General features: G+C 64.4%; 20 protein-coding genes and 1 pseudogene. 5 read left to right on the top strand and 16 right to left on the bottom strand.

Features of this window, described 5'->3' with window-relative positions; translation table 11 throughout:
- Window positions 1-316: 316 nt before the first annotated feature.
- From DMB37_RS37210 to DMB37_RS37150, 15 genes are all read right to left on the bottom strand, one after another.
- On the bottom strand, window positions 317-1,264 hold the full coding sequence (locus tag DMB37_RS37210; protein ID WP_135236713.1) for a hypothetical protein: 948 nt from the start codon (window positions 1,262-1,264) through the stop codon (window positions 317-319).
- 74 nt (window positions 1,265-1,338) lie between these two features.
- Complete coding sequence (locus tag DMB37_RS37205; protein WP_135236712.1) at window positions 1,339-1,851, bottom strand: hypothetical protein; 513 nt, start codon at window positions 1,849-1,851, stop codon at window positions 1,339-1,341.
- Window positions 1,848-3,197: a type IV secretory system conjugative DNA transfer family protein gene (locus tag DMB37_RS37200; RefSeq protein ID WP_167769058.1), complete on the bottom strand. Its 1,350-nt coding sequence runs from the start codon at window positions 3,195-3,197 to the stop codon at window positions 1,848-1,850. Before DMB37_RS37200 ends, DMB37_RS37205 begins: the two co-directional genes overlap by 4 nt.
- A 41-nt stretch (window positions 3,198-3,238) precedes the next feature.
- Window positions 3,239-3,721: a hypothetical protein gene (locus DMB37_RS40855; RefSeq protein WP_167769057.1), complete on the bottom strand. Its 483-nt coding sequence runs from the start codon at window positions 3,719-3,721 to the stop codon at window positions 3,239-3,241.
- Entirely contained in the window at window positions 3,718-5,268 is a 1,551-nt protein-coding gene (locus tag DMB37_RS37195) for an ATP/GTP-binding protein (RefSeq protein ID WP_135236710.1), read from the bottom strand. Before DMB37_RS37195 ends, DMB37_RS40855 begins: the two co-directional genes overlap by 4 nt.
- A 15-nt stretch (window positions 5,269-5,283) precedes the next feature.
- On the bottom strand, window positions 5,284-6,858 hold the full coding sequence (locus DMB37_RS37190) for a hypothetical protein (protein ID WP_135236709.1): 1,575 nt from the start codon (window positions 6,856-6,858) through the stop codon (window positions 5,284-5,286).
- Window positions 6,855-8,990: a hypothetical protein gene (locus DMB37_RS37185; protein WP_135236708.1), complete on the bottom strand. Its 2,136-nt coding sequence runs from the start codon at window positions 8,988-8,990 to the stop codon at window positions 6,855-6,857. The genes DMB37_RS37190 and DMB37_RS37185 overlap by 4 nt, the downstream gene beginning before the upstream one ends.
- Before the next feature lie 12 nt (window positions 8,991-9,002).
- Window positions 9,003-9,647, bottom strand: coding sequence for a hypothetical protein (locus tag DMB37_RS37180; RefSeq protein WP_135236707.1), 645 nt, complete (start codon window positions 9,645-9,647; stop codon window positions 9,003-9,005).
- A gap of 179 nt (window positions 9,648-9,826) precedes the next feature.
- Window positions 9,827-10,231, bottom strand: coding sequence for a hypothetical protein (locus DMB37_RS37175; protein ID WP_135236706.1), 405 nt, complete (start codon window positions 10,229-10,231; stop codon window positions 9,827-9,829).
- A gap of 94 nt (window positions 10,232-10,325) precedes the next feature.
- Window positions 10,326-11,675 carry a ParA family protein gene (locus tag DMB37_RS37170; RefSeq protein ID WP_135236705.1) on the bottom strand — a complete coding sequence of 450 codons (1,350 nt, stop codon included), beginning with the start codon at window positions 11,673-11,675 and terminating at the stop codon, window positions 10,326-10,328.
- 74 nt (window positions 11,676-11,749) lie between these two features.
- Entirely contained in the window at window positions 11,750-12,994 is a 1,245-nt protein-coding gene (locus DMB37_RS41115; protein WP_206055112.1) for a M23 family metallopeptidase, read from the bottom strand.
- On the bottom strand, window positions 12,994-15,081 hold the full coding sequence (locus DMB37_RS37160) for a cutinase family protein (RefSeq protein ID WP_135236704.1): 2,088 nt from the start codon (window positions 15,079-15,081) through the stop codon (window positions 12,994-12,996). Before DMB37_RS37160 ends, DMB37_RS41115 begins: the two co-directional genes overlap by 1 nt.
- A gap of 314 nt (window positions 15,082-15,395) precedes the next feature.
- Window positions 15,396-15,665, bottom strand: a complete 270-nt coding sequence (locus DMB37_RS37155) for a hypothetical protein (RefSeq protein WP_135236703.1) — start codon at window positions 15,663-15,665, stop codon at window positions 15,396-15,398.
- Window positions 15,666-15,988: 323 nt separating this feature from the next.
- Complete coding sequence (locus DMB37_RS42100) at window positions 15,989-17,032, bottom strand: GAF domain-containing protein (RefSeq protein WP_370465271.1); 1,044 nt, start codon at window positions 17,030-17,032, stop codon at window positions 15,989-15,991.
- An 846-nt stretch (window positions 17,033-17,878) separates the two neighbouring features.
- Window positions 17,879-19,060: a cytochrome P450 gene (locus DMB37_RS37150; RefSeq protein ID WP_135236702.1), complete on the bottom strand. Its 1,182-nt coding sequence runs from the start codon at window positions 19,058-19,060 to the stop codon at window positions 17,879-17,881.
- On the opposite strand from DMB37_RS37150, the gene DMB37_RS37145 reads away from it, so the two are divergent.
- Window positions 19,060-20,148, top strand: a complete 1,089-nt coding sequence (locus DMB37_RS37145; protein ID WP_135236701.1) for a GAF domain-containing protein — start codon at window positions 19,060-19,062, stop codon at window positions 20,146-20,148. The genes DMB37_RS37150 and DMB37_RS37145 overlap by 1 nt on opposite strands.
- Window positions 20,149-20,212: 64 nt before the next feature.
- Here the strand turns inward: DMB37_RS37145 and DMB37_RS37140 are convergent, their stop codons facing one another.
- Window positions 20,213-20,989 (bottom strand): hypothetical protein, encoded by a 777-nt coding sequence (locus DMB37_RS37140; RefSeq protein WP_135236700.1) that lies wholly within the window; start codon window positions 20,987-20,989, stop codon window positions 20,213-20,215.
- A gap of 602 nt (window positions 20,990-21,591) precedes the next feature.
- Here DMB37_RS37140 and DMB37_RS37135 point away from each other — a divergent pair.
- The 4 genes and pseudogenes from DMB37_RS37135 (at window position 21,592) to DMB37_RS41105 (ending at window position 24,421) form a co-directional block, all read left to right on the top strand.
- On the top strand, window positions 21,592-22,206 hold the full coding sequence (locus tag DMB37_RS37135; protein WP_206055111.1) for a class I SAM-dependent methyltransferase: 615 nt from the start codon (window positions 21,592-21,594) through the stop codon (window positions 22,204-22,206).
- 126 nt (window positions 22,207-22,332) lie between these two features.
- Window positions 22,333-23,397, top strand: a complete 1,065-nt coding sequence (locus DMB37_RS37130; protein ID WP_135236698.1) for a 5-methyltetrahydropteroyltriglutamate--homocysteine methyltransferase — start codon at window positions 22,333-22,335, stop codon at window positions 23,395-23,397.
- 226 nt (window positions 23,398-23,623) lie between these two features.
- A pseudogene (locus DMB37_RS41110) lies at window positions 23,624-23,905 on the top strand (ArsR/SmtB family transcription factor); the annotation flags it as partial.
- Window positions 23,906-23,953: 48 nt separating this feature from the next.
- Window positions 23,954-24,421 (top strand): SRPBCC family protein, encoded by a 468-nt coding sequence (locus tag DMB37_RS41105; protein ID WP_206055414.1) that lies wholly within the window; start codon window positions 23,954-23,956, stop codon window positions 24,419-24,421.
- The last annotated feature ends 1 nt before the right edge of the window (window position 24,422 follow it).

The raw sequence follows: 24,422 nt of genomic DNA, 5'->3' as shown, positions 1-24,422 counted from the left end.
GGTTGTTGTCGAGTTCGCGGAGTTTCTGGTCGAACTCACGCAGCCGTGTCACGACCTCGCTGGGGACGCCAGGGGCTGGATGGCGGCTGTGGTCGGGATGCACTCTGGCGGAGTAGCTTTCCAGTGCGGTGAGTAATTCTTCGCAGGTGGCGTACCGGCCGATGCGGTGCATTTCCCCTGCGTGTTCGCCCGGTCGGGTCAACCGTAGTTCCTCGCCGTACCAGGAATCGAGGGATTCACCGGGGCTGCGTCCGGCGTGGATGATGTGGGTGGGGTCTTCGGTGGTGGTGGGGGTGTAGTGGGCGTCGATGCCGTGTCAGCTGATTTGCTCGCGGGCGCGTTCGGCATGGTCGGTGATTTGGTCGAGCCAGCTGACGTGCGGTGTGGCGTTGCCTGCGGTGTCGGTGCGGGCGGTGTGGTCGATGCTGGCCAGTGTTTCCACGGCGTCTTGTCTGCCGATGCTGCGGGCGAAGTCGAGGGTTTGGTCTCGAAGGTCGTCGGCACAGAGTTTGTGCTCGAACCGCCGCACCTCGGCATCAGGATGATTGGCGGCGGTCATCGCTGCCTGGTAGTCGTCGCACAGGATTTCATAGTGCAGGTCGTCGACGAACTCTTTGCCGTCGGGTTCACGTGCACCACCGAGAACAGCGGTCAGACGGTCCAGCTCGGTGAGCACGTCGGCTGCGGGGGCCGCGGTGGCCGTGGTCAGCACGCAGCGTTTCCCGCTGACCAGGTCGTGTGCGGAGATCGCGAGGTCGACCAGTGTGTCGGTGTCTTCGATCGCGTGGTCGCGTACCCATTCGCGGGCTTTCCACCAGCTGGTGTGGGTGGCAAGTTCAGCGTCGGCGCCGGTTCGGTTGTAGGTGGCGATGTAGGTCAGTGCGCTGGTGTGGGCCGGAGTCGCGGCGTCGGGGTGCTGGGTCAGCCGTTCGGCTTGGAGCAGGCTGTCGCGTTCGATCGCTGTTTCGGTGTGCGCTGGCTCGCGGCTGAAGAGGTATTGGTGGAGTACATCGCTCGCTGAGTCGGGGTCGTTGGCCCAGTTCTCGACGGCGTTGTCGAGGTATCGCCACTGCAGGGCCCATGCCGCGGGGCCGGTCAGCCAGGTCTGTTCCAGTTGGGATGCTTCGGTGTTCAGTGCTGTGTATTCGGTGGCGTCCTCGGTGGTGATGGCGTGTTGGCGTAGTTGGTAGAGGTGGTCGTATGCGGTGCGCATCGTGGCTTCGTTGAAGTTGTGTCCCGGGGGTCGGGCCTCCTCGTGGTTCATGAGTGCCTCCTGAGTTGTCGCGAGATGCTGTCTGGCGGGCTTCCTTTCGGTAGAGACGGCGGCCGGCGGCCGGTTCAATGTTGTTGACGATCACCGTGTGTGATGGCAGCTGAAGGTGGTTCGCTGGCATGCCTGGTGTTGTCGCGGTCGTCGAGGTCGGCGGTGATGTATTCGGCGATGCTGGGCAGGGTTGGTTGTGGTTGCGGGGTGTAGCGGCAGCGGCGGGGTTGGCATCCGGAAAAGTCCGAGATCTTGGTGAGCCGTTCGACGGTGGGCCACAGCCATTGGGTATGCCAAGCGGTCATGTCTTCACGCGGCAGGTCGGCGGTTTCGGTGTCGCACCAGTAGGCCGCGGTGTGTGCGGCCATCAAGGCAGTGAGTTCTTCTCGGACACCGTCGTGTTGGAACCAGCATCCGGGGATTCGGGAGCCGAGCTGGTAGGTCGCGCGCAGCCAGTCGACCCAGTCGATCAGTTCGTGCCACAGCGCCGCCGCCTCGTCACGGGCGAGGTGTCGCCAGCTGTAGCGGCATGGGTAGTACTGGGGCCCAGGTTGTTTCGTGCTCGGCGATGTGTTTGCAGTGTTCATCGGCAGCCTCCCGAGTCGTCGTGGTCGGGCGGGCGCAGATGGTCGGGAACTGTCCCGCTGGTGACGATTTCGTCGAATAGTGCTGTCGAGGCCAATGCTTCGCGACGCCAGCTCGGTGTCTCCCACACACTCGGTAGCCGCAGCAGGCATGCGGGGGCGTTGCGGTAGAGCAGTAGTGCGTGGTCGCTGGGGAGTTCACGGATTTCGTCGGCACGCAGGACGGTGTCGTCGTGGAGCTGGTAGGTGCGGCCGCCTTGGTGCAGGCTGGCTTCCCAGCCGCGGCGTTCCCCGATCAGCCGCGATATCGAGGCGAGTTCGTCGGTGCCGCGCAGCCCGGGCAGGATCAGCATCGCCGGAGCCGACTGAGCCAGGACTCGTCCGCCCTCTGTGCCCCACCGTAATTCGTTCTGGTCCTGGTTATGGGCGAAGGCCCAAACGCAGATGCCTTTGCCGCCGGAGTCGGTCATGATCTGGGGCAGGTCGGGGATTGGTGCGACGTTGTTGGTTTCGTCGAGCACGAGCCGGGCCGGTGGATCCAGGCGTTTGCCTGGCCGCAATTGCGAGGCCCGGTCGGCTACGTGATGGACTTCGGCTGCCAGGGCGGCCACGAAGGGTGCCATCGATCGTGTGCTGCCCTTTGACACCAGATACAGGGTGCTCGTACCGGAGAGCACGAACCGTTCGATGTCGAAGGACTCTGACGGGTCGACGTCGATGGCGGCCAGCAGTTTCGGTGACGCCAGCGGTTCGAGTAGCCGTGAGGCCGCGGCCAGGACGTCGTCGGTGGATTCGCTGCTCGAGCCGAGGATTTGGTCGAGTTCGCTGGCCCAGTCCGGCAGTGTCCGGCTCAGGATGTCGACCGGGGTGCGGTTGGTGCGTGCCGATACCCACACCCGGACGTCGCGGATCGAGTAGTTTCCGATCGCTGCCGCGTGCAGGCAGCAGCGCAGCATCGTGGCCGCCTTTTGTTCGAAGTAGGCGCCGTTGCGGGTGCCCTCGAGCGGCATCGCCCGGGCTGCGGCATCCGCGCGCCGGATAGCGGTGTCCGGATCGGCGCAGCCGGCCAGAAACGACCAGCGCAGCCCGGCGGGCCAGCCGGTCAACCCTTCGGGATCGAACACGGCCACCCGGCCTCGTTGTGCGCGCTGGGCGATGGTCGCGGCGACGAGGTCGGCTTTGGTGGTGGTGACGAGGGCGAATCCTGGTGCATCGCAGACGCGTTGGTAAGCCACCCGCCAGGTCTTCCCTGCGCCGGTGGGGCCGTGCACGATCACTCCGTCGCGGTGTTGAAGGAAGACGTGCTCGCGTGGCCGGCCGATGAGGGTGCCGAGATCGATGGCGGCCATCGACTGCTCGGCGCACCGCACGCATCGCCACCGCCGCCCCCTCACCGACCCCACCGCCACCACCGTCGGGAATTTCGTACCAGGCTGGGGAACTCGTAGCGGGCGTGGCGGACAGCGGAGCGATGGTCGAGGCCGATACGTCGTAAATCGGTGGTGGTCGCCAACCCCGGTTGGTGGCGATGGCGCCATCTGCTGTCGATCACGTCGCTGACCACGATCGCGAGCGAACACCACACGGTGGCGACTACGCCGATGCATAGCCAGGTCAGCCAGGCCGGGCCGGGGCGCGGGGCATCCGGCCACGCTGCGGCCGGGCTACTGGGATGTCCCGCTAGCTTGATCAGTGTCGGCACCATCTGCGCGGGCGCGACGAATCCGACGCCGTGGCCTGCCAGGACCGCCGAGACAGCGCCGCCGCCGAACACCCCGGCTACGACAGTGCTTATCGCATACAGCAACAAGGCGACCCCCGCGGGAAACACTGGCTCACCGCGCACCGGATTCGGCAATCGCCGCCCGGTCACGACCGTTCTCCGACCGGCTCAGTTTCGGGTGCTGGTGGGTGTTGTCCGGTGATGGCGGCGTCGGTATCGGTGAGCAACATTTCTTGCGGTGAGCGAATGTGGGTGAGCAGGAACGGATCTCGGGTGCCGACTTTGACCAGGCATTGCCCGCGTCCGAGCTGCATCAGGGTGTCTTCGGTGCCGGCCGGCAGCCGATACAGGCGCACCGTCTCGGCCGCGTCGTCAGCGCGGGCCTGGCCGAACAACACCACGATGCTCGCCTCGCTCATCAACGATCGCGCCGGAGAGTCCACGGGTTGATCGGCGGGGTGATGAAACGCGGCGATCGTGGAAAGGCCAAGTCCGCGAGAGAGTTTGACGTTGCCCCGGAACACTTTCCCGGTCGATCCGGCCGCGACGTGCCAGCCTTCCTCCACCACCAGGATCGTCTGCTGATACTGCGAGGATCGCGCCGCCAATTTGTTGGCCAGCCAGGTGTTGGCGGTGGTCATCACCACCCGCAGCGCCGGTCCTTCGGTGGGCAGCGCGCTGAGGTCGAAGTGCACCAGCGGATGGCTGTCCAGCGCAGTCCGCACCGCCGGGCTAGTCGGCGAATCGACCAGCCCGCGCAGGTCTCGTTCGGCCAAACGGAGCAGCGCCAGCCCTGGTTCGAGGCCCCATTCCAGGGCGCGTTCGCACCACCGTGGCCCGAAGCCGGCACCGTCTGCCGGATTCGGGTCCAGCAGGCGCAGGGCAAGGTCGCGGATGATCGGGGCTTTGCCTGTCTGTTGGGCTTGGGTGGTGATCATCGACAGTGCGGCGCCGACGGCGGCTTTTTCTTTCTCGTCCAGCTCGCGGGCCATGGCGTCGGTGAGCACCGCGACCACGAGTGCTTCCTGCCCGGCGGGGACGACTCCGTCGATGCCGCCGCGATGGTCGCCGCGGGCGCTGATGGCGGGGTCGAGCAGGTTCAGGCACGCACCGTTGCCACCGACCCGGAACCGGATACTGTCCGCGCCCAACATTCGTGCCAGCGGGGTGTACTCCCCCACCCCCGCCTGCGGTTTCTTGTCCAGGATGACGACTTGGCGGTTGGCCACCAATTGTCTTAGGACGCAGACGGTTTTGATCCAGGAACTTTTCCCGCGCCCGATGTCGCCGATGACGACGACGTTGATTCCGCTGGTCTCACTGCCGTAGGCGGCGAAGGCGTCGACGATTTCCAGTTCTTGGGAGATGGTGTTGAGTCCGGCGAGTACTCCGTCCTGGCGCGAGCGGCGTCGGCTGGTCGCCAGGTTCCATGCCTCGGCTTGCCGGGTCGTGGTCCACGCGCCTTCCAACCGGGGCTCGTACCAGCCGTATCGATCCAGCCCGCGGCGCCGCGTCGGAGCCGGATGCCGCGGGATCGGCGGCAGAGTCTCGCGCTCCTGTTCACCTGGACCACTGCTTTCGTCCTGTCCGGCCTGGACCGCAGGCCGGTGCGCTGATCGCTTCCAGGGCCCGATTCCGGGCCAGTACGAACGGGTTTGGGTCTGCTCCTTGGAGCGGGAGTTGCGGTGTCGTTGCATGGTTGCTCGCCTCCCTTATCGTGTGTAGGGGGTGGCGGCCAGGCCGCGTCCCAGGGGCAAGGTTGTGAACATCGCGACGTCGTGATCGTCTCTGGTCCAATCGATTCCGGCGATGGCGGAGTCGTTGGCGGCTTCTTCGACGCGCAGGCAGGCGCGGTCCAAGTCGTCGGGGTCGCGTCCGGTGACCGCGATCGCCGCGGCGTAGACCGCACCGTGGTGTCCGGAGCCGGGTACCAGGTCGCGGCGGCGGCGACTGGACGCGTTGGTCAGGACCTCGGTCGAACCGTCGTCGAGCTTGCCCCGTCTGGCCTCTTTATCTTTGCGCGCCTGATCGGAGGTGAAGTCCCCACGTGCTGCCGCGCGTGCCCGGTGAGCGGGGACGAAATCAAGGCGGACGCTCACGGTGCGGATCGTGGGCATCGGCGCCGTTTCCTCATCGCCGGGATCTGCTTCCACCCCGGTCAGCAGCGGCGCCAGCCACAACGGTCCGAGCTCGACCGGTTCGATCGCTCGTGGCCGGATGTAGCCGACCCGGGTTCGCCAGCAGCCCTCGGCTCCCACGGCGACGCTGTCGGCCCCGCCGATATAGGTGGGCCAGCAGCTGGTCCAGGTGGCGTCACGGTGGCGATCGATCTTGAAGCTCGGGTCGAGGAAGGCACGGATGACCGCGCACGCGCGGCGTTCACCGAGGACGTCGATGCGTCCCATGCCTGCGCCCGCGAGAAGCCTTGTGGCACGCTCGGTTTCATCGCGAACTACTTGTGCGATCGCTGCGGCGGTGGTGGCGTGTTTGGTTCGGGCCAGCCGCGCGGTCTCGGCCATGAACGCTTCGGTCTGTGGAAGACGCAGCACCACAAAGGATCTGTGCTCCTCGGCCAGCGGGGCTGTCAGGTCGATCAGTGCACCGTAGGATTCGACCGCGGGCCCCAGCCGCGCATCAGTCAGCTGTGCGACCCTGGCGTGTGCCCAGCGGGTGTGTGGGGTCATGTCGTGGGGCACGCTGCGGTGCAGGAGCTGGATGCCCCGGATATGGGAGCCACTGCGCGCCAGTTGCGCCAGGAACGTCCCGTACGCGGCCGACGAGGCCGCGTACGCCGAGTCTCCGCGTAAGCCGTCGGCGACGCCTTCGACCGCGACGATTACTGAATACGTGGTTCTTTCACCGGGATTGGCCGTACGCAGGATGAACATGTCGTCCAAACCGGTTCCCGTGACCGGCAACGGTCCGGTGTTACCCAGGGGCGGTGGGAATTCCCATCCCGGATCCAGTTCCGGGTCACCGTAGTGGGGGTCGCTGCGGTGGCGGTAGATATGTTCACCGCGCCGGCGCCGCAACCGAGTACGTGCGCTGTGGGCACGGCGGGATGCCCAGGACGGTTTCTCGCGCCATTCCATCGTGGCCGTAAACACCGACACCAGCTCGAGGATCGCGGTGGCAATCGCCCAAGCTTGTCCGCCACCGAGCACATAGATCGCCGCCGCCGCGGCGAGAGTCACCGCCCAGCTGATCAGCACCGGACGCGATAAACCCAGCCACGATCGGCGGGCGATCTCCCCACCCAGGATGCAGGTCCGCGCGCCGGTGCTCATGACGACTCCGACTCGGCGTCGCCAGGAGCTGCTTCGGCGGTCGAGCGTGCCTTGCTCAGCGCGCCGCTTGCTGCCTGTGCCGCGATGGGCGCGGCGACCATTCCCGCCGACATCGCCGCCGAACCGAGCCGCCGCGCTGTACCGCTCGCAGTCCGGCCGGCCTCCCCAAGTCCGCGCTTGCCACCGCTCGAACCGGAACCCATTGGGTCGCTGGTGTTTCGGGCCAGCGTCTGCCCGAAACGCGATTCGGTCGCTGAGCGCCCGTCGCTACTGCCTGCCGTCCGCCACCCTGGGTCACCACTGCCTCCCCCACCAGCTCCGCTCTCGCTGGAGGCCAGCTCACGCCCACCGCGGCCCTTCGCTCCCGCGCCGCGGCTGCTCCACCACATCGCAGTGCCCGCGCCACTGACCGCGCCGGCCATCAGCGAGGGCGATTGGCCGAACCCGGCGGCGTCTGAGCGTGACGGCAGCAGCGGCGCGTACCGCAGCAACGACCACGGCGCCAGACCCGCCACCCCGAAAGCCACCACGACCAAACACAACTGGCCCAAGGTGCCAAGCGGTAGTTGTCCGGCGGTGTCGGTGAGGCCGGCGTCGATGACTCCGGTCAATGTTGCCAACAGCAGAAACAGCAACGGCTTCGAGGCCACGATCGCGACGAATACCAGCACTGGGCGCAGGGCCTTCTTGCGCCATTGCGGGTGCACCCACATCCCGAACCCGATGCCCGCGGCCACCGCCAGGCACGGCAACGCCACCTGGTGCATCAACAACCCCGCGAACACCGACAGCGCGCACACGATCAGCAGCAGGAACAGAAACAGCCCGACCAGGACACCGCCGGCGAGGTCGGTGGCGGTGAGTTCGCCGGTGAAACGTTTGAGGTGGTCGATCATGTCACCCATGTCCGGGCCGGCCGTGCGGGCGATCGCTTCCGAGGCCAGGTTCGCCGCCTCGACCAGCATCGCGGCCAGCATCGGCGCGAACAACATCAACACCACCCCGGCCGGCATATAGCCGAACAAGTCCCCGGCGATGGTTTTGACGGTTTCTCCACGAGAGGCCGCACGCCACAACGCCATCAGCGTCATCAACCCCATCACCATCACCCCGATCCCCGTGCTCAGGGCGTACCAGCGCAGAAACCACGCGGCGGCGGGGTCGAAGCGCCCGGTCGCGGCCAACCCGTCGAGCACCTTCGCGCTCAACTCCGAGGCACTGGTTTTCGAAGAGTTGGCCCAGTCATCGATCACCGACTGCGGGTCCTCGACAAACCTCACAACTTTCCCTGTCGCATCCCACAACCAGGAGAACGCTCGGGTAAACGCTCCCCCAGCTGAATGTCCGGTCGCGCCGAACATCGCCTCGCCCAAACGATCGCCGAAGGAGGTATTTCGGTCCAGCCACTTCGCGGTCCCCACGAACAATCTTCCGACCGCGCGGTTCCACTCCAGGCATCGCACCAGATCCCCGGTAACGGTGTCGGCGCGGGTGCAGTCGGCGAAAAAGGCATGAGCACAATAGGACTGGCCAACCTTGCAGGGCTCGGTCCACGCCTGCCCCGGCACGGCGGAGAAGTCTTCGCCGGTGACTTTGGTGATCTCGTGCATCGATTGCCGGTCCGGGGTTTTCACCCAGTCGAGCCCCCAGGCGTTCCACGCCGGGCTCGCCCATCTCTTAACGTCCTCCGCACACACCGGTGAGGGCATCCCGAAGGTGGCGTCTCCGGCCGGAAATACTCTGGGGAGAAGGTCTTTCGGTGGTTCGGTCTCTTCCTGGATCCAGCGTGCCGCATCCGAACCCGCGCCCGCGCCGCCCAGCATCGCCTTCTTCTGCTCCACGGTGGCCGACCAGTACATCAGCCGGCCCTCGACGCCCATCACGGCGTTGACGTAGCCGCCGATATCACCGCCACGATCCTTGCACTCGCCGGAAAACCATGGCGCGGTGTGGAACTCGTCGGTTCCGCCTACGAATTGACGGAGGTCGGCGGGGAATCCGGTGGGCAATGACTTGGTTTCCGAGCCCTGGTCTGGTGGTTGAGCGGCTGCGGTGGCCGCACCGATTACGGTACCCACCGCCAGAGTGGCCAGCACCGCGGCGAGCGCGGCGATCAGGTGGCGTCGGTTCATCACTCACCTCGCCTAGTTGATGTAGACGGTGTAGTAGCCCGACTGCAGGGGCTGAGTCAGCGGTGAATCCGCACCCGGTGCGACGACCTCTTCCGGGGATGGACCAACGTGACCGGTGGCTTCCTTGGCTTTCCAGTCCCCGCGTTCCCACACCAGCTCCACGGTGTGGGTCGCCCACGCGGTGACCACCGAGACCGGCGCACCCTCGGCGATCGCCGAGCGCGACACAGCGACCGTCCACACCATTACTCGTGCCGAGGACGGGGTCAACGCGGTCACACTGACTGCGGCCGGGACGAGATTGACCACATCGGCACTGGGCGTTCGGTCCAGCCCGATCCGCATCGAGGTCCGCAGGCGTGGGCCCGGATCGCGAGCGAGCAGCGCGCCTTGCACCGCGTCCAGCGCGATCCGGCCTTGCCCGGCCTGGGTCAAGGCCTGCACCGTGTTCACTGCGGCCGTCGCCGCCCCTTCACGATCTCGGGTGTAGCCGATCGGGACGCCGTCGTGCACGCCGGTGGGACCGTGCGCGAGCCGCACCGCCGCGTCGGATCCGTGCTGGGTGGCGGTATCTCCATCGCAGGAACCGACAATCACCAACCCTGCCAGCGCGATAGACAATGCTGCCCCTCCGCCGAGCAGCAGCTTGCGCATCACCGTCGCCGACCGCTGGCTGGTCGCCCCGCTCGTCTCAGCTGTCCCGGACCGAGGCTGTGTACTGGATGCCGATTCCGGGGATATGTCGGTGAATCTGCTTGTGTTCCATCCCATTTGTTTCACCTCCTGTTCGCGCCGCCACGCGCTCCACACGCAAAGCTGGCGGGCGATCGATGGGCCTATCCGCCGACGACGAACAGGATGGTTGCCACGAGCGGTGAAGCAGCCGCGACGAGGCCTAGCGAGATCAGTGCGTCCTGGAGCTCTTCGGATCCTTCGGACAGATCGTTGGCATACCCGCGGCTCTTGGCCCGCTTGACCTTGAACGCGCCCACGATCACCCGCACCGAGGCGCCGATGATGACCAAGGCCCACACGAATGCCACGATCCGTTTCCACGTCGCATCCAGGGTGCCGCCGAACAATCCGAAGTCCGGGCTCACCCCGCCCAGCGGATTCTGGATTCCCTGTGCCGATGCCTGCGGCATACCGGCCAAGACAACAACTACCGCACCTGTTACCAATGCCGCGATGCTGCGACGCCGCTGCGTTAGCCGTTGCGGCACAACCCTTTTACCGATCATTGCTTCACCTCCTGGCCCGAGTGCAGCCGATTCGTAACCAGCTGATTTCGGCGTGTTGGACTGTGGAGGCGCGTTGTTCGCGCCCGCGTGGCGGTCACCAGTCGCCCCCGTTGTCGCCGGGGCGGTCCGCCCATGTGGGCGCCTGGTAGCGACCGGTCCGTGATCCCGTATCTTCGTGCAGCGCGTAGGACAGCAGCCGTGGATGGGTCGGTGTGTCCTGCCAGTCACCGAGCCGTCGTGATTCGGGAATGAACTGCGTCTCGATCGGGGCGTGTTGTGCGGCAAGGGTTTCCGCCCCTGCGTCGGCGACCGCTGCGGCGACTTGGGACCATGCCCGCAGCGCCGGGCGGCTCAGTCTCGACACCACGATCCGCTCACCGCCGGCCAGCATGGGGTCGAAGGGCACATGCAGGACACGCCCGATACCCGACCGGGCCAGAGCATCGGTTACCTCGGTTACCTGGATTGTGTCGCCGTTGTCGGCGAGCACGATCACCGCGCCGGCTGCGAGGGCTTCGTGGCCGGCGTCGGCGATGCCATCGAGAAGCCGTAGGGCGGCGACGACGACATCGCGGCGGCACATGACCGGCACCACGAGCTGGGTGGTGTTCTCGATTACCCATCGGAACGCAGGTGAGCGTTCGTTGTTGCCTGTGTCGATCAGGATCATCGATCGGTGCCGCCGCAGTACCGCCATGATCGCCGCGCATTCCTCTCGGCCCACGGTCACGCTGCCGCCCGGGGTTTGGTCCGAGGCAAGGACCTCGTCCAAACTCGGCTGCCGCTGCAGCATGCGCCCGAGTGCCGAGGCATCTCCGTTGGCAGAGCACAGTTCTCGTGCGTGGGCGAGAACATCCCACACGTTTTCTGGTCCGCTACACGTCGCGGCCCGGGCGGCCAAGGTGCCGCAGGATTCGTTGGCATCCCACGCCACCACCTGACCGCCACGCAAGCGTCCGAACAACGCCGACAACACCACCGTCACCGGGGTCACCCCCGACCCGCCCTTCGGGTTGGCCACCGCAACCACCGGCGTACCCGGCAGCGGTTGCCGAATCCGTTCCACCGCTCGCCGGTACGCCACTTCGGCACCGGAACGGGCAGGCTTGAGCCGCAACCCGACTGCGTTGACCTTGCCGCGCCATCCCCACTGCGCCGGGTCGGTTTCCGCACCTGGCGCCGGTCGCAGCAGCATCGACAACCGGACCTCCCGCGCGGCGGCCACATCGAGTACCGACGGCGCAGGCACCGAAAGATTCGCTTCCCCTACGCCGTAGGGATCATGCAGCGCCGACGTTTCGTCGATGTCTTGTCCGGTCGGCGCCTGCAAGCCTTCATCTTCAGCGTCGGCCGGTCGGCGCAGCCGTTGTCGGCGCAAGTCCACCGGGCGTTCGGCGGTGTATTCCGCCTCGGAGTCCCCTGCGGGAGTAGTGGTCTCGTCCATATCCGCCTCCTTGATCCGGTGAGCAACTGCTGACGCCCGAGCGCGGGGCTCTGCCTCGGTGCTCGGATCGGTCATCAGGGCGCACCCCCTGCCACGTTCACCGTGGCCCGCCGGCTCCTGCCAGGACGGAATTCGGACTCGGGTGCGGTAGTCACCGCGGTGTACTCAGCGGCCAGGCGCGGAATGGCTTTCACATATGCCAAGGTCTCCGTGTTCTGACACACCTCGCCCTGGGCGAGGGTGCCGTCGGGCCCGCAGTTGTACATGCTCAGCCACAACTCGGTCAGATCACCGCGCAACTTTCCCTCTGCTAGACCAGCTTTCGCTATCTCCACCAGTTCGCAGGCATACTTCGCTTGCGACATCACCGCATCCGGTACCGAGTAAATATCGGTGTCGCCGTCACCATCACCGTCGATCCCGTGCCACAGCCACGTATCCGGCATGAATTGCGCAGGTCCGAGCGCACCGGCTGGTGATCTGGCGAACTGGTTGAACCCCGCCTCCTGCTTCAACTCTGCGGCCAACAATGGCGCCGTCACTTCTCGGCAAGTCGTCGCAGCCTTGCCGATCCAGAGTTCGTACTCACTGGGCACTGCGCCCGGACGCAACTTGACCCCCGCCACCGCATCCGAATCCGGGTTACATCCCACGGGCGCTGTGGCCGATCCGAGCTTCCATCGAGATCGCGAACTCTGGCGTGGACCAGTACTCGCGCCCACGTGAACCACTGGCGTCACCTGCCCACCGGCTGAGGAACCATGCGCCTGCTCAAGCCATGGCACCGGGTCAATCTGTTGCCCGCCTTGAAGTCGCCCGCCGGGCACGACCTCGAAATGCAAATGCGGGCCAGAAGATTCACCGTCACTGCCGACGGCGCCGATCGGTTGCCCAGCGCGAACTTCATCGCCCGCCTTGACGAAGACACCGCCGGAACCCATATGTCCGTACACCGTTGAAAGCGGGCCGCCGTCGTAGACGGTGTCGAGGACGATCCAATGCCCGAACCCCTCGGCAGGGCCCGCCGCAACTACCCGGCCATCGGTGGCAGCCAGAATCGGTGTTCCTAACGGCGCTGCGAAGTCCACACCACGGTGTGCTGCCCCGTCGCGTAACCCGAACGGCGAGGACACCGTGTACGTGCCTTCGGCCATCGGCATCACCACCGCACCCGCCGACACCCGCTGATATGTGCGAGGAACGTCGGGCAGGCAGTTCGGGTTCGGCGGCGGGCGGTCTCCTGACCCGAGCACGAACGCGACCGCCGCCACCATCGCCACACCGCCGACACCGAGCAGGCCGATCCACGGTCCGGCCATCACACCACCCCCTCAACAGCGCGGATCCGGGCGGCAAACCAATCAGCCAGCCAGTCAACGGCATTGCGTTGCCCATCAACGAGATAGTGCTCATAGCCCTGATGCACGCCGGAGGCAAAGAAGTTCGCCGCAGAGACCCCTTCGGACATCAACTGAGCAAGAACGTCCCCGTCCTGTCCGCTGACGTTGTCGCTCAACTGCCGCGCCACCACGCCCAGGTCCCCGGCGCCGGCCGGCGCTGTGGGCTTAGCGCCGCCGCTGTGGCCGGCTGTGCCGGTCAGCGTGTCCGCCGCCAAGCTCGCGAATCCGAGCATCGTCGGAGCCAATCCGACCAGTCGAGTCCCGACCGCTATCGGATCGGAGCCCTTGGTGATGGCCTCAGCGATGCCCCACAGATCCTCCTGCAACCGCCCGACCTGACGGGCCAGCGCGACAACGTTCACGTTGTCCAAGAGCCCGACGAGAACCGAGGCGCTCTGCGCGGCACCGGAGGTGTCCGGGATCATCGCCACCAGCTGCGACACCGTCCGCAGATCCACGCCATCGGCCAGCACCACCAGCGGCTCGAACAGAGTGTTCAACTCACCGAACAAGTCGTGCAAAGTCGCCACCTTGGCCGCGACGTCGTTCGCTTCCACGACCGCCGCCCCGATACGCGAGACTGTCTCCACGATCGCGGGCACATTCGCCGCGAACATCAACCCGTTGGTCGCGATATTGCTCACCTGCCCCACCACGACCGCAGGTCGCAGAATGCCCAGCGCTCGCGACGCCTGAGACAGCACCTCCGGCGAGGATGTGCCCATCGACTCGGTCAACGGCGCCGTGGCCGACGCCAACCGGCTCGCAGCCGAACCTTCACTATCCGGAGTGCCCGCTGTCGCTCCGGCGAGTTCGGACAACGAGGTCAGCGCAGCCGGCACGTCCGACCGCGACAGTCCCCCGACCACCTCACCGGCTACCCGTTGTGGTGACCCCGCAGCATCATTCGACAGACCCGACGCTGCCTCTGGGTTCGCCTTCGCCCACGACGCCAACTCGCCCAGCGGCCCTAACACCGTCCGAACATCGCGCACCGCCGCCGACACATCGTTCGAGTCGACACGTCCTCGCCCCGCGGCCGCGACGATCTTCTCGATCGCACCCCGTAGACCGGGCAGGTCTATGTTGCCGACATCGGTGACGAGTGACTCGATCAGTTGCGGCGCCGAGCCGGCGTCGTGGTCGGTGTCCTTCGGGGCAGCGGCGCCGACAGGTTGCGACAGGATCCGACCCAGTCCCGCCAGAATAGGATTAGCCGAGGCATTGGTAGCGCAGTATTTGTCCTGCTGTGCACAGATTTCGGCGGTCACGGCCGAGAGCGCGCAGAACCCACCCGGGCGCGGACCCGCGATACCTTCACCCTCGACCTGCGGACCGACGAGCTTTCCACCATTCGTTCCCTGCCGCGGGTCAGCGATCAATCCCACCGCCAGTACCCGATCCGCGCCGATCGGCTCCCCGGAGCATCCGATCGATGCAGCAAGATCGCCCATCACATCAGCGCCCTGTGAATAGCCGGCGAGCACGAACTTCGTTGCACCGCAGCGTTGCCCGAAATCCTCGATGACCCGGCGCGCTGCAGTGAGCCCAGTAGCTTTGCTGTTTCCGTAGGCCATCCCGTCGAACGCCGCGGCCGCATACGCGGGAAACCGGAAGCTGAACTCGCCGCCGAATTCCTCCGCCAATCGCGTCGCCACCGGCCCCAGCAGCCCGACAGGCTTACTCTCGTCCGCTGAAGCGTTCGTCTCCCATGTACCAGGCAGGAACACGCCAGCCACCGCAGGGCAATCCGAGTTGTTGAATCCTGCTCCCGGCCAGGGGCTTCCAGCCGCGGCACCGGCCCACGTCGTCAGGCCGCCCGCCCATACCGCACACACTGTTCCGGCGATCAGCAGCGACTTCGTCGCAGTGCATCCGCCCGAACGCCTGACCGCCGGCCTCACGAGGCGTCTCGACTGGTCGATCGCTTCTGCTGCGCCACCCAAGCCTCGACTGCCGAGGCTTCCAGCTTCAGTGGAGAGTTCTTCGCCAGCCCTGACTTCCAAGCCCGCGAGTACAACTCGTGCCCGGCGACCCGTAAATGACGAATGCGGTCGGGCGTATCTCCCGTACGCGCACTTATTTCACGAATCCGCAACACTCGCTCAGTCGGAGCACATTTCGGCTTCTCCGCTGGACAGTCACTCATACAACCACCTCCACTGCTCTAGCGCGCAAAGAATTTCGCGCCTGGAACTACTCTCAGTCGCGCACGCGAACACGCTGGAACGGCTATCGCCTTTGTCTGAGAGACGCAACTATGTCAATGCATCAACTCTGGACTCGCCCACGACTACGTCGCACGCGGCATCCGAGATATCTACTCGGCGCTGGGATTCGCGATCCGATGCTGGCGCAATCCGCAGCCGCACGACCGCTCTCTGTCGCCTTGCAGTTGGCGGCGTTCATGAACTAGTCGCCGCATGCGCCGGTCGTCGTCGACCTTCACGTCGTATAGCCGCTCAAGGCGCTCACTGAGTCCTTTATCCCGCAGGACAACCGGACGCCGCCGACCGGGCTGAGCCACTGGCTCAACCTTCTCCTCAGCTTTGTCCACGACCACTGCGCGTTGCTGCCAGAGATAGCTCATAGCGACCCCCTCATCCGCCTGGTCTTGTCCGACAATCACTGCGGCACAACCGCTTTGGCCTCCTAGCCAGGCTTAGAATTGCCAAGCCGGTCAACAGCGCTCTTCGCGTGCGGAATATGCAGTCTCAACCTGCGATAGTCGACGCGCGGTCAGCGTCTGGATCATCCGGCCTACATCCGGTTCCGCAGTAGCGGGTGCCGGGCATTCCCTCAGCAATGGGGAGATACTCAAATATACCCAAGATTGTCAACAGCAGCAATAGGCAGCGCGAGGATTCAGGCTTCTATTGCCGTGCGGCGCCACGAATCCCGATGTCCGCGAACTCATTGCGGAGCCCATGTGATGTCGAAGACCGCTTGTAGTCGACAATTCCGAGACAGGATCTTCCATTCAGCCCAGACCGTATCCCATGGGTCCTGTTCGGAGAAACGAACATGCATCACACAGCCGCTTGACTCCGCACCCGCCAGCAAAGACGCCCGACATCGGGCGATGGATTCCATGTCCCCCGAATAAATCTCAGGATCCCGATATCGCCATCGATGCAGTGGTGTGTCATCTATGGCGATCCAGTCGTGAACCAGCCAGCTTCCCACGTCGATCAACCCAACAGCGTGGTTTTCCCGAGTCGGTATGCGACGCAAGGCTGCACCATGGACATCGAATCGCGGTGGCGGCTCCAACTCGGTGACATCGTGAACTAACGCACGAACGACGTACCCTGCCGCTGACGTACACCTCCGCGCTGCGACGTATACGTGGCAGCGCGCACGCTCGCCAGCGCCGGCGATAGTGGCCGTCCCCGTCCACTCATTCGCCGACCCGGAAGGATCGAACAGTGCCAGAAATCCCGCCCGGTCCTCCCACCATTCGAACCGGCACATCACGTCGGCAAGAGTCCATTCTCGAGACTCACCCTCCTGTGCCAGATCCAGCATTCGCTCCGCGGCAGCACTCGCAGTCGCGATTCCGGTGCGAGCGTTCCACTCCAGCGCTCCAACCGACGGAGGCGACGGTGGGATGCACGGGTCCGAGCTGGCCCACAGGAGCACCGCGTAAACAGCAGTCTCGGTTCCGTTCACTGGAATCGCGAAGAGCCAGATCGTTCCACCCGATGGCAGCAGGACGGGCTGTAGCTGAGGCTCGCCGGTCGTAACACACTCCTCGACGACTGCGGGGAGGCTACGCACCAACGATGCAGTCCTGGCAGTACTAACCCGTGTCAAGTTTCCAAATCGTCGCCGGTAGTTCCCGTCCATGACAACGGTCGGATGTGAAGGGCCACCCAAGGTTTCGACTACAACCCACCTGCGTGGCCCCGACGCTCCGCTTCTCCGCTTCGAAGTCGACAACAGTCGTCGAGGCATGTTGCCAGGCGAAGGGCACGACCTACCGATGCCGGAAGTATTCATCGCCCCTCCGCTCCACGAGACCATCGGCTCCCCAAGCCCTCCGCGTTGGATCGGCAGGCGGAGCGAATGCGTTCACCGCATCGACCATCTCTTCGAGTGAATGCAGCACTTTTGCAGACAACATTGCCCTCCAATCCTTCTCAGCTCTACCGCTCGACGCCTTCGCGGTCGCCGCCGCGCAGTTAGCACTCCGACCTACGCGAGTCAGCAAGTGAACCGCTCCAGGCGCCCGTCCCCCGCACGAGCAACAGACACGCACGCGTATCGACGGTTCGGCACGCAACGATGGCAGGAGGACCACGACCCGCTACACCTGGACCGCTGGCACCGGCCATGCGACAACCATCGAGGGGCGAGGCCGACGTGCCCACCTGCTCGGCGACGCGCTGAGCAGTCAGTGCATCATTCAGCCCACGCGACACAGCAGCCAGCCTCACGAGCACAACACCTTGGCATGACAAACGCGCAGCCGTCATCGCAGAATTGGCGAGATTTTCGATCGAAGTAGTCATGGCGCACACCGTGCAGCTGTGAAGCGACATCCTCCGCGTCGTACGCGCTCCGGACGGTCGACTTGTCGAACGCTACAAGGTGCACCGACATCGATGCGCCAGGACCCCGCCGGTTGCGGGAACGTTGCCCTTACGGTTATAGCCCCGGAACTCGTACGGCGCAAGGAACTTCGCAGCAAATCGCTACAAAAAATACGAGTTCCCGATACCCGCGCTTCAGACATACCGGACACTTGATATTCGTGCAATATTCCGACTAATTGTCCACGTTTCGAAGAGTGGTCCCGTCTCATTCCAAGGTGACCATGAGGCGGTCCAGGCCGCGAATGAGCATGCTCGCCCGCCATCTTCCCATCGGTTCAGCAAGCCCGATGCCCGGGAATCGAGTAACCAGTTCTCGGATCGCGACGCTTCCCTCCATACGTGCCAACCCGGCCCCCAGGCACTGGTGAATACCGCCCCCGAAGGCGAGGTGACCGCGGGTTTCACGGTCGAGGTCGAAGACGTCCGGACAGGCGAACCGCTTTTCGTCGCGATCAGCCGCGGCCAACGCGATGAGCACAACTTCGCCTCGGCTGATCGTGTGGGAGCCGGTTGGTATGTCCTCCGCGGCGTATCGGAGAGTTGCGACGTTGACCGGCCCGTTGTGTCGCAGGCTTTCCTCGACTAGCCGCTCGGGAGACTCCAGAGCACGGCGTGCCGAGACGGTGCCGTCAGCGACAGTGAGCGCAGCATTGGCGATGAGGTTGACAGTGGTCTCGTGACCAGCCACCAAAATCAGGAACACCGTCGACACCAGCTCAGCATCGGACAGTCGTTCGTCTGCACTACCTGCGGCAATCACGGCCGATATCAAGTCATCACGAGGACTCCGGCGGCGCTCGTCGACCAGAGCGCGCAGGTATTGCTCCAGGCTTCGGCTGTCGCGTCCGACCGCGTCCGCGTCGCCGACCAAGACGTCGATGACCGAGTTAGTCCATTTTCGAAACATCCTGCGATCGTCCGCCGGGACACCCAGCAGCTCACAGATGACCGTTATCGGAATCGGTGCCGCGTAGTGCTCGATCAGATCGAGCGCGCCGCCCTCGACCTGCGCCATGTCGTCGAGCAGGGCGTCGGCGATCTCGACAACGCGAGGACGCAACGCTGCCACGCGCACCGGTGTGAAGGCGGACGACACGATGCGCCGGAGCCTCGTGTGGTTGGGTGGGTCCGAGTTCAGCATGTGCGCGGTGATCCCGCCACTGACTGTCGTCGCGCCGGAACGACCCGCTCCAGAGCGTGCAGCTATCCCCGCTGTCGTGCGAGCGTCCTTGCACAACGCGGGGTTTCGCAGAAGCTCCGCCGCAACTCCGAACCCCGTCACCAGCCATGCACGCATACCGTTACCGAGTACTACCGGATGAAACGAACCTTTTTCATTCAGTACCCGGTAGAATTCGTACGGATCCTGAAAAAAGTTGCGTGGCAATGAGATGCACTCCGCTGCCGCAGGTAGCACGTTTCATTCCGTTCATCCAGTTAGCAAAACTGCTAATCTTTCGAATTATGCCGAGCAGCTGGTTGCTGATTGAGACATTGGATCAACGCGCCCCGTCGGTGATAGCCCAAGGCGGAGCGGTCAAAGCCATGGTCCCGATCGAATCTTTCTTCAAGCGTAGCAAGGCGAAGGACGCTCTGGCCGTACTCATCTCACATGTCTGCGAATCCGGCGAACAACAACAAGCCGATCTGCCCGGGGACAAACGCGCGACCGCCGAACCCATCTGCAACGACTGGGGACAAGTCCACGGAGTGTGGCTCCGCTCCGCCGACATCGCCGACACGCTCACCCCTCCACACAACCGCGCCTGGGCCTTCGTATGGAACCTCACCCGCGGCACAGTGACCCGCAGCAAAGGACTCGTACCCGAAGGCTCCACCGAGGAGCAACAGCCCAAAGAATGGACGATCGCCGAGGCCTTCAGCGTCCTCGAAACAGGCAGCGACGCATCCGAAACCCTCGTCAAAGTCATCAACGCAGCCCCCGGCACCCGACACCAAACCACGTGGGCACAGAAGCGACCCGACGGCACCCGACATGACGTCAATTTCGCAGTTCGAATCTCCTCCGAGCCTCCCCCCGACTCCCCCACAGGCAGTGCCCCCGAGCGCATACTCCGCGGAATCTCCCACGATCTCGGCCCGGCAGAGCAACGCGATGACCCCGAATCACCGATCATGCTCGCCGAACTGGTCGCCGCAACCACCGCCGAGCCCGGCGAATACCGCGCCATCCTCGAGCTCGAACCGCTACGCCTGCTGCGCTGGTACGGCGAGCCCTGCCCCGACCTTGCATGGGAGTACGACGAAATCAAACGACAAGGGCGACCACAGCTACACCCTGACGACCGTTCGATTGTCCGACGGATGCAGCGAGACCTCGACACCGGGCGAGCCTTCGGCAGAGTCCACCTGCTCACCAGATCCGGAGACTACGAACCGTTCGACGTCGTCGCCAAACTCATCGTCCTCAACCGCTCCACCACGGCCGCCCTCCTCACTGTCCGCAAAGCATGATCGCGCTCACATCGGGCACTGAAAGCCAATCCCAACCGTGAGGCCACGAATCCGCTTCGTGCGGCTACCGTTGCCGCTCCGCAAACGCAATTGCCAACAGATCTGCTACGAGCATGACGATTTGTTTGTCGGTGTCGACCAAATCACCGGCATTCGGAGCGTCGACCGTCAGCATCCCGTAGGCATCCACGCCGTCGCTGATCGAGGTCGATATGAACGTCTCATAGCCTTTCTTTGAGCCGTCGTAGTTCTGGGGCGGCTCGCGATCAACATCGGGTGTGACCTTCGTTCCGTGTTCCCTGACCATTTTGATCGCCAGGTCTCCCCGCAACGTGCCAGGAACGAACGGTGCAGGCGGCGGCCCGCCCCTACCCGAATAGCTCATCATCTTCATCAGACCGCTGCTGTCGTCAACCACCTCGTACACAACGACCCGTAACCGATCGACGTTGGCAAGTAGCTGCTTAATCGCTGCAGTGGCCTGTTCTGCGACACAGGTCAGCTGCGATCCCCGTTGCTGCTTGTTCATCCCCGGCATGGATGCTATGCGTTGCGTCAACGGTTGAAGTGCATCCTTCATCGCAACTCGGAGGCGATCAGCCTCATGATGTTCGCGATCTCGTCGTCGCTTCTCCACGAACTCCAAGGCACCGACGACGAGAAGCTGCGCCACTCCGCCACTGATCCACGCCCAGTCACCCCAGTCAGCAAACTCTTTGCCGAACGCCATACAGACCGCCGCGCCGACAGGCAGAAATGACACAATGGCGACCCGCCACCACGATCTGCTGAACCGAGAACGTATCCGGTCCAGAGTGGTTCCGCGATCATCCGGAAGCATCACCACATCCTACTTACCGCAGGTCAACACTGTGCCATTCCACGTTGGTCTCAGTAAGAGGCGCGCCCGCTGACTGATCCCGCTACGGTGCGGTCAGACTGTCTCAGCTCCGATCTCTCATGCTCTGCAACGCATCGAGCCGAGCCTGCAGCCATTCGTCGCCGACCGGGGCCGGCGGGCGACCCACAACCAGCCACTATCCCGTTATTATTGCCTACCCGCCGGCTGCCACCAAAGTCTCAAGAAACTGGACTCATCAACACGCAATCGGTTGTGCCCCTTCCGAAACGGCGCACGCAATAGGCACGTGTACACCTGGGCCTCCAGCAATCCATCCCCAATTAACTTATCGCACCCGCCACGAGGAAGACGCAAGTCCACGCGAAACCTCAACACGGTGACTAGGCGCCACACATACAGCACCCGTTGGATTAGCGCGCGGGTGTACGCGGTGCGCCGTCGCCCCCGCTAGCCCACTCGCAATATCAACAGGCAGGCAACAGAATTCGGCTAGCCGGAAGGAACTCGCGGGTTCGATGACTCATCTGGCAAAGTTGACTTGTTGCCCTATTTCGCAGGGTGGAGAAGGCAGGAATAACTCAGTGAAGCGATCGGCAGAGGTCCTGTACCAGGCCGCGTATCGCACGGGGTTCACCCCTTGGGACACCGGAAGACCCCCGGATGAGCTGGTGACGCTCACGGAAGGGCACCGTGCACTGCCACCCGGGCGTGCGTTGGATCTCGGCTGCGGCACCGGAACGAACACGATCTATCTGTCCCGCTGTGGCTGGCAGACCACCGGGGTTGACCTCGCTGCGTCAGCGATCACCAAAGCACGGCGCCGCGCCGCGGCGGCCGGGGTCGAGCCTGCCCTGGTACAGGGCGATGCCACCCGGCTGGTCGAGCTGGGGCTCGGCGACGGATTCGAGCTGATCCTCGATCTAGGCTGCTACCACAGTCTGTACCCGGAAACATTGCGCGAGAACTACGCACACAGCGTCACCGCAGTGGCCGCGCCCGGCGCCACCCTGCTGCTTTTTGGGTTTCTGCCGGGCAGGCTCTCTGCCCACCGCATCACTGCGACCGAACTACAGGCCCGATTCCCGGACTGGGAACTCCTGGACCAGTCACGTGGCAAGAACTGGCTGCCAACCGAAGCGTTCCGGCTACGGCGTCGATCGCTGAACCAGGAAACATGCGTAGACCGGATAAGTTGATCAGTAGTTGGCCCTGTCCCCCCTTGCTACCGTGATCAGCATCGCGACGTTCTGCAGTCAGCAGGGGTCCAATCCCCCGGTCCTGCAATGCATATGGCCGACAGAGTTGGAAAGGGGACACCGCTCATGCCTTTACCGACCGAACCGATTGGAAGCATTCCGAGGCCGGCGTCACTGCTGAAAGGTACGCAGGAGCATGCCGCCGGGCAGATGACCGACGAGGCTATTGCCGAACTATACGAAGCGGCGGTCAGGGACACCATCGCCCAACTGGAGTCGCTTGGGTCGCCAGTCGTCACCGACGGTGAACAGGCCAAACCCAGTTTTGTGACCTACCCCCTGGCCGGGTTGCCCAACCTGAGCGCCGACGGTGCCCTGATCCCCTTCGCCGACGGGCACACGAGACAGCTGCCGCGGCTGAACGCCCGCCCGTTTCGCTACGCCACCTTCAGTGCGCACTATCTCCAGACTGCCCGGAAGTATGCGACGACACCGGTCAAACAAGCCGTGATCGCAGCCTCCGCAGTAAGCTTGGTTTATCCCGCTGACAGTATCGAGGGGTATCCGCGCGAAGAGTTTTTCGCCGATCTCGTCGCCAACGCCGAAGCCGATATCCGCGGCGCCCTCGACGGCGGTGCCGACTCGGTTCAACTTGACTTCACCGAAGGGCGGCTGTCACTCAAGCTCGATCCTTCCGGCGCGCTACTCGACTCGTTCGTCGCGTTGAACAACCGCGTGCTCGATCGATTTACATCGGCCGAGAGGCAACGCATCGGTGTGCACACCTGCCCGGGCGGGGACCAGGATTCGACGCACAGCCTTGACGTGGACTACGTACAGCTGTTGCCGAAACTGTTCGATCTACACGCCGGACGGTTCTACGTGCAGCTCGCCAGCGAGCCCGATCCCGATCGGGTACTGGGCGTCATTGCTGAGCACCTGCCGCCCGAAGCCAGCATCTTCGTCGGCGTCATCGATCCGATCCATCCAACCGTCGAGACCACCGAACAGGTTCGGGACCGCGTGCTCAACGCCGCTCGACACTTACCGGTCGAACGCCTCGGGACGTGCGACGACTGCGGATTCTCGCCGTTCGGCGACGATGTCTCAACATCTCGAGATACAGCGTTCGCCAAAATTCGGGTCCGCCTCGAAGGCACCGCGGCAGCGTCCGCGGTGCTTGGTGTGTGAGCCGACAGGTACGTGAGCACAATCGGCTTGCCGCCGGGATGGGAACCGAATGAAAAGGTGCCTTTTCTGGCTTGTTTGGTTGATCGGCTATACCGCTCTCTGCAGTGCCTCTGCATGGCTTTTGAAGATCGGCTGGATCCACGTCTACCCGTAGAATCGACAGTCGTCTCAGCCCGCGGCAGACATGTGTTGACAGGCCGAGCCGGTAAGTGCAAACTGACCGTCAGTGAGAGCTTACGTACCTGACGGCTGGGGTGTGCTCGGTGATCGGACGCGGCGGACGATCTTCGAGCTCCTTGCCGACCGTGCACAGACGGTCGGTGAACTTGCTGCGGTCCTGCCAGTAAGCAGGTCAGCGGTATCGCAGCACCTGAAGGTGCTCAAGGACGCAAAACTTGTTACCGATGAACCCGACGGCAATCGGCGGATCTATCACGTCGACCCCGAGGGCGCTGCCGCGCTACGAGCAGAGCTCGACAACTTCTGGACCAAAACCTTGGCGGCATTCAAAGTGTCCGCAGAAAATCACGAGGAAGGTGCCACGGTGAGTACACCGATAGAAGACACGACGGTACGCGCACAGGTCGTCATCGACGCCCCGATTGAGCACGCGTTCGATGTCTTCACTGCACGGTTCGGCGATTTCAAGCTGAAAGAGCACAACATTCTCGGTGCCGACATCGCCGAGACGGTGTTCGAACGACGCGTCGGCGGCCACATCTACGACCGTGCGGTCGACGGCAGCGAGTGCCGGTGGGCACGAGTGCTGGAGTACGAACCGCCGAATCGCGTCCTATTCAGCTGGGACCTCAGCCCGCAGTGGCAGATCGAGTCGGACCACGACAAGACCAGCGAGGTCGAGGTCCGCTTCATCGCCGAGACCGACCAGCGCACCCGCGTCGAACTCGAGCACCGACACATCGATCGACATGGCGAGGGCTGGCAAGCCGTTGCCGATGGCTCCGCCGAGGGATGGCCGCTGTACCTGAGCGGGTACGTCGATCTGTTCACAAAGGAGAATTAAG

Source organism: Nocardia sp. CS682 (assembly GCF_004634405.1).
Classification (GTDB): Bacteria; Actinomycetota; Actinomycetes; order Mycobacteriales; family Mycobacteriaceae; genus Nocardia; species Nocardia ninae.
Note: the sequence above shows the minus strand (reverse complement) of the source record. Positions and strands in the feature narration are given on the sequence as shown.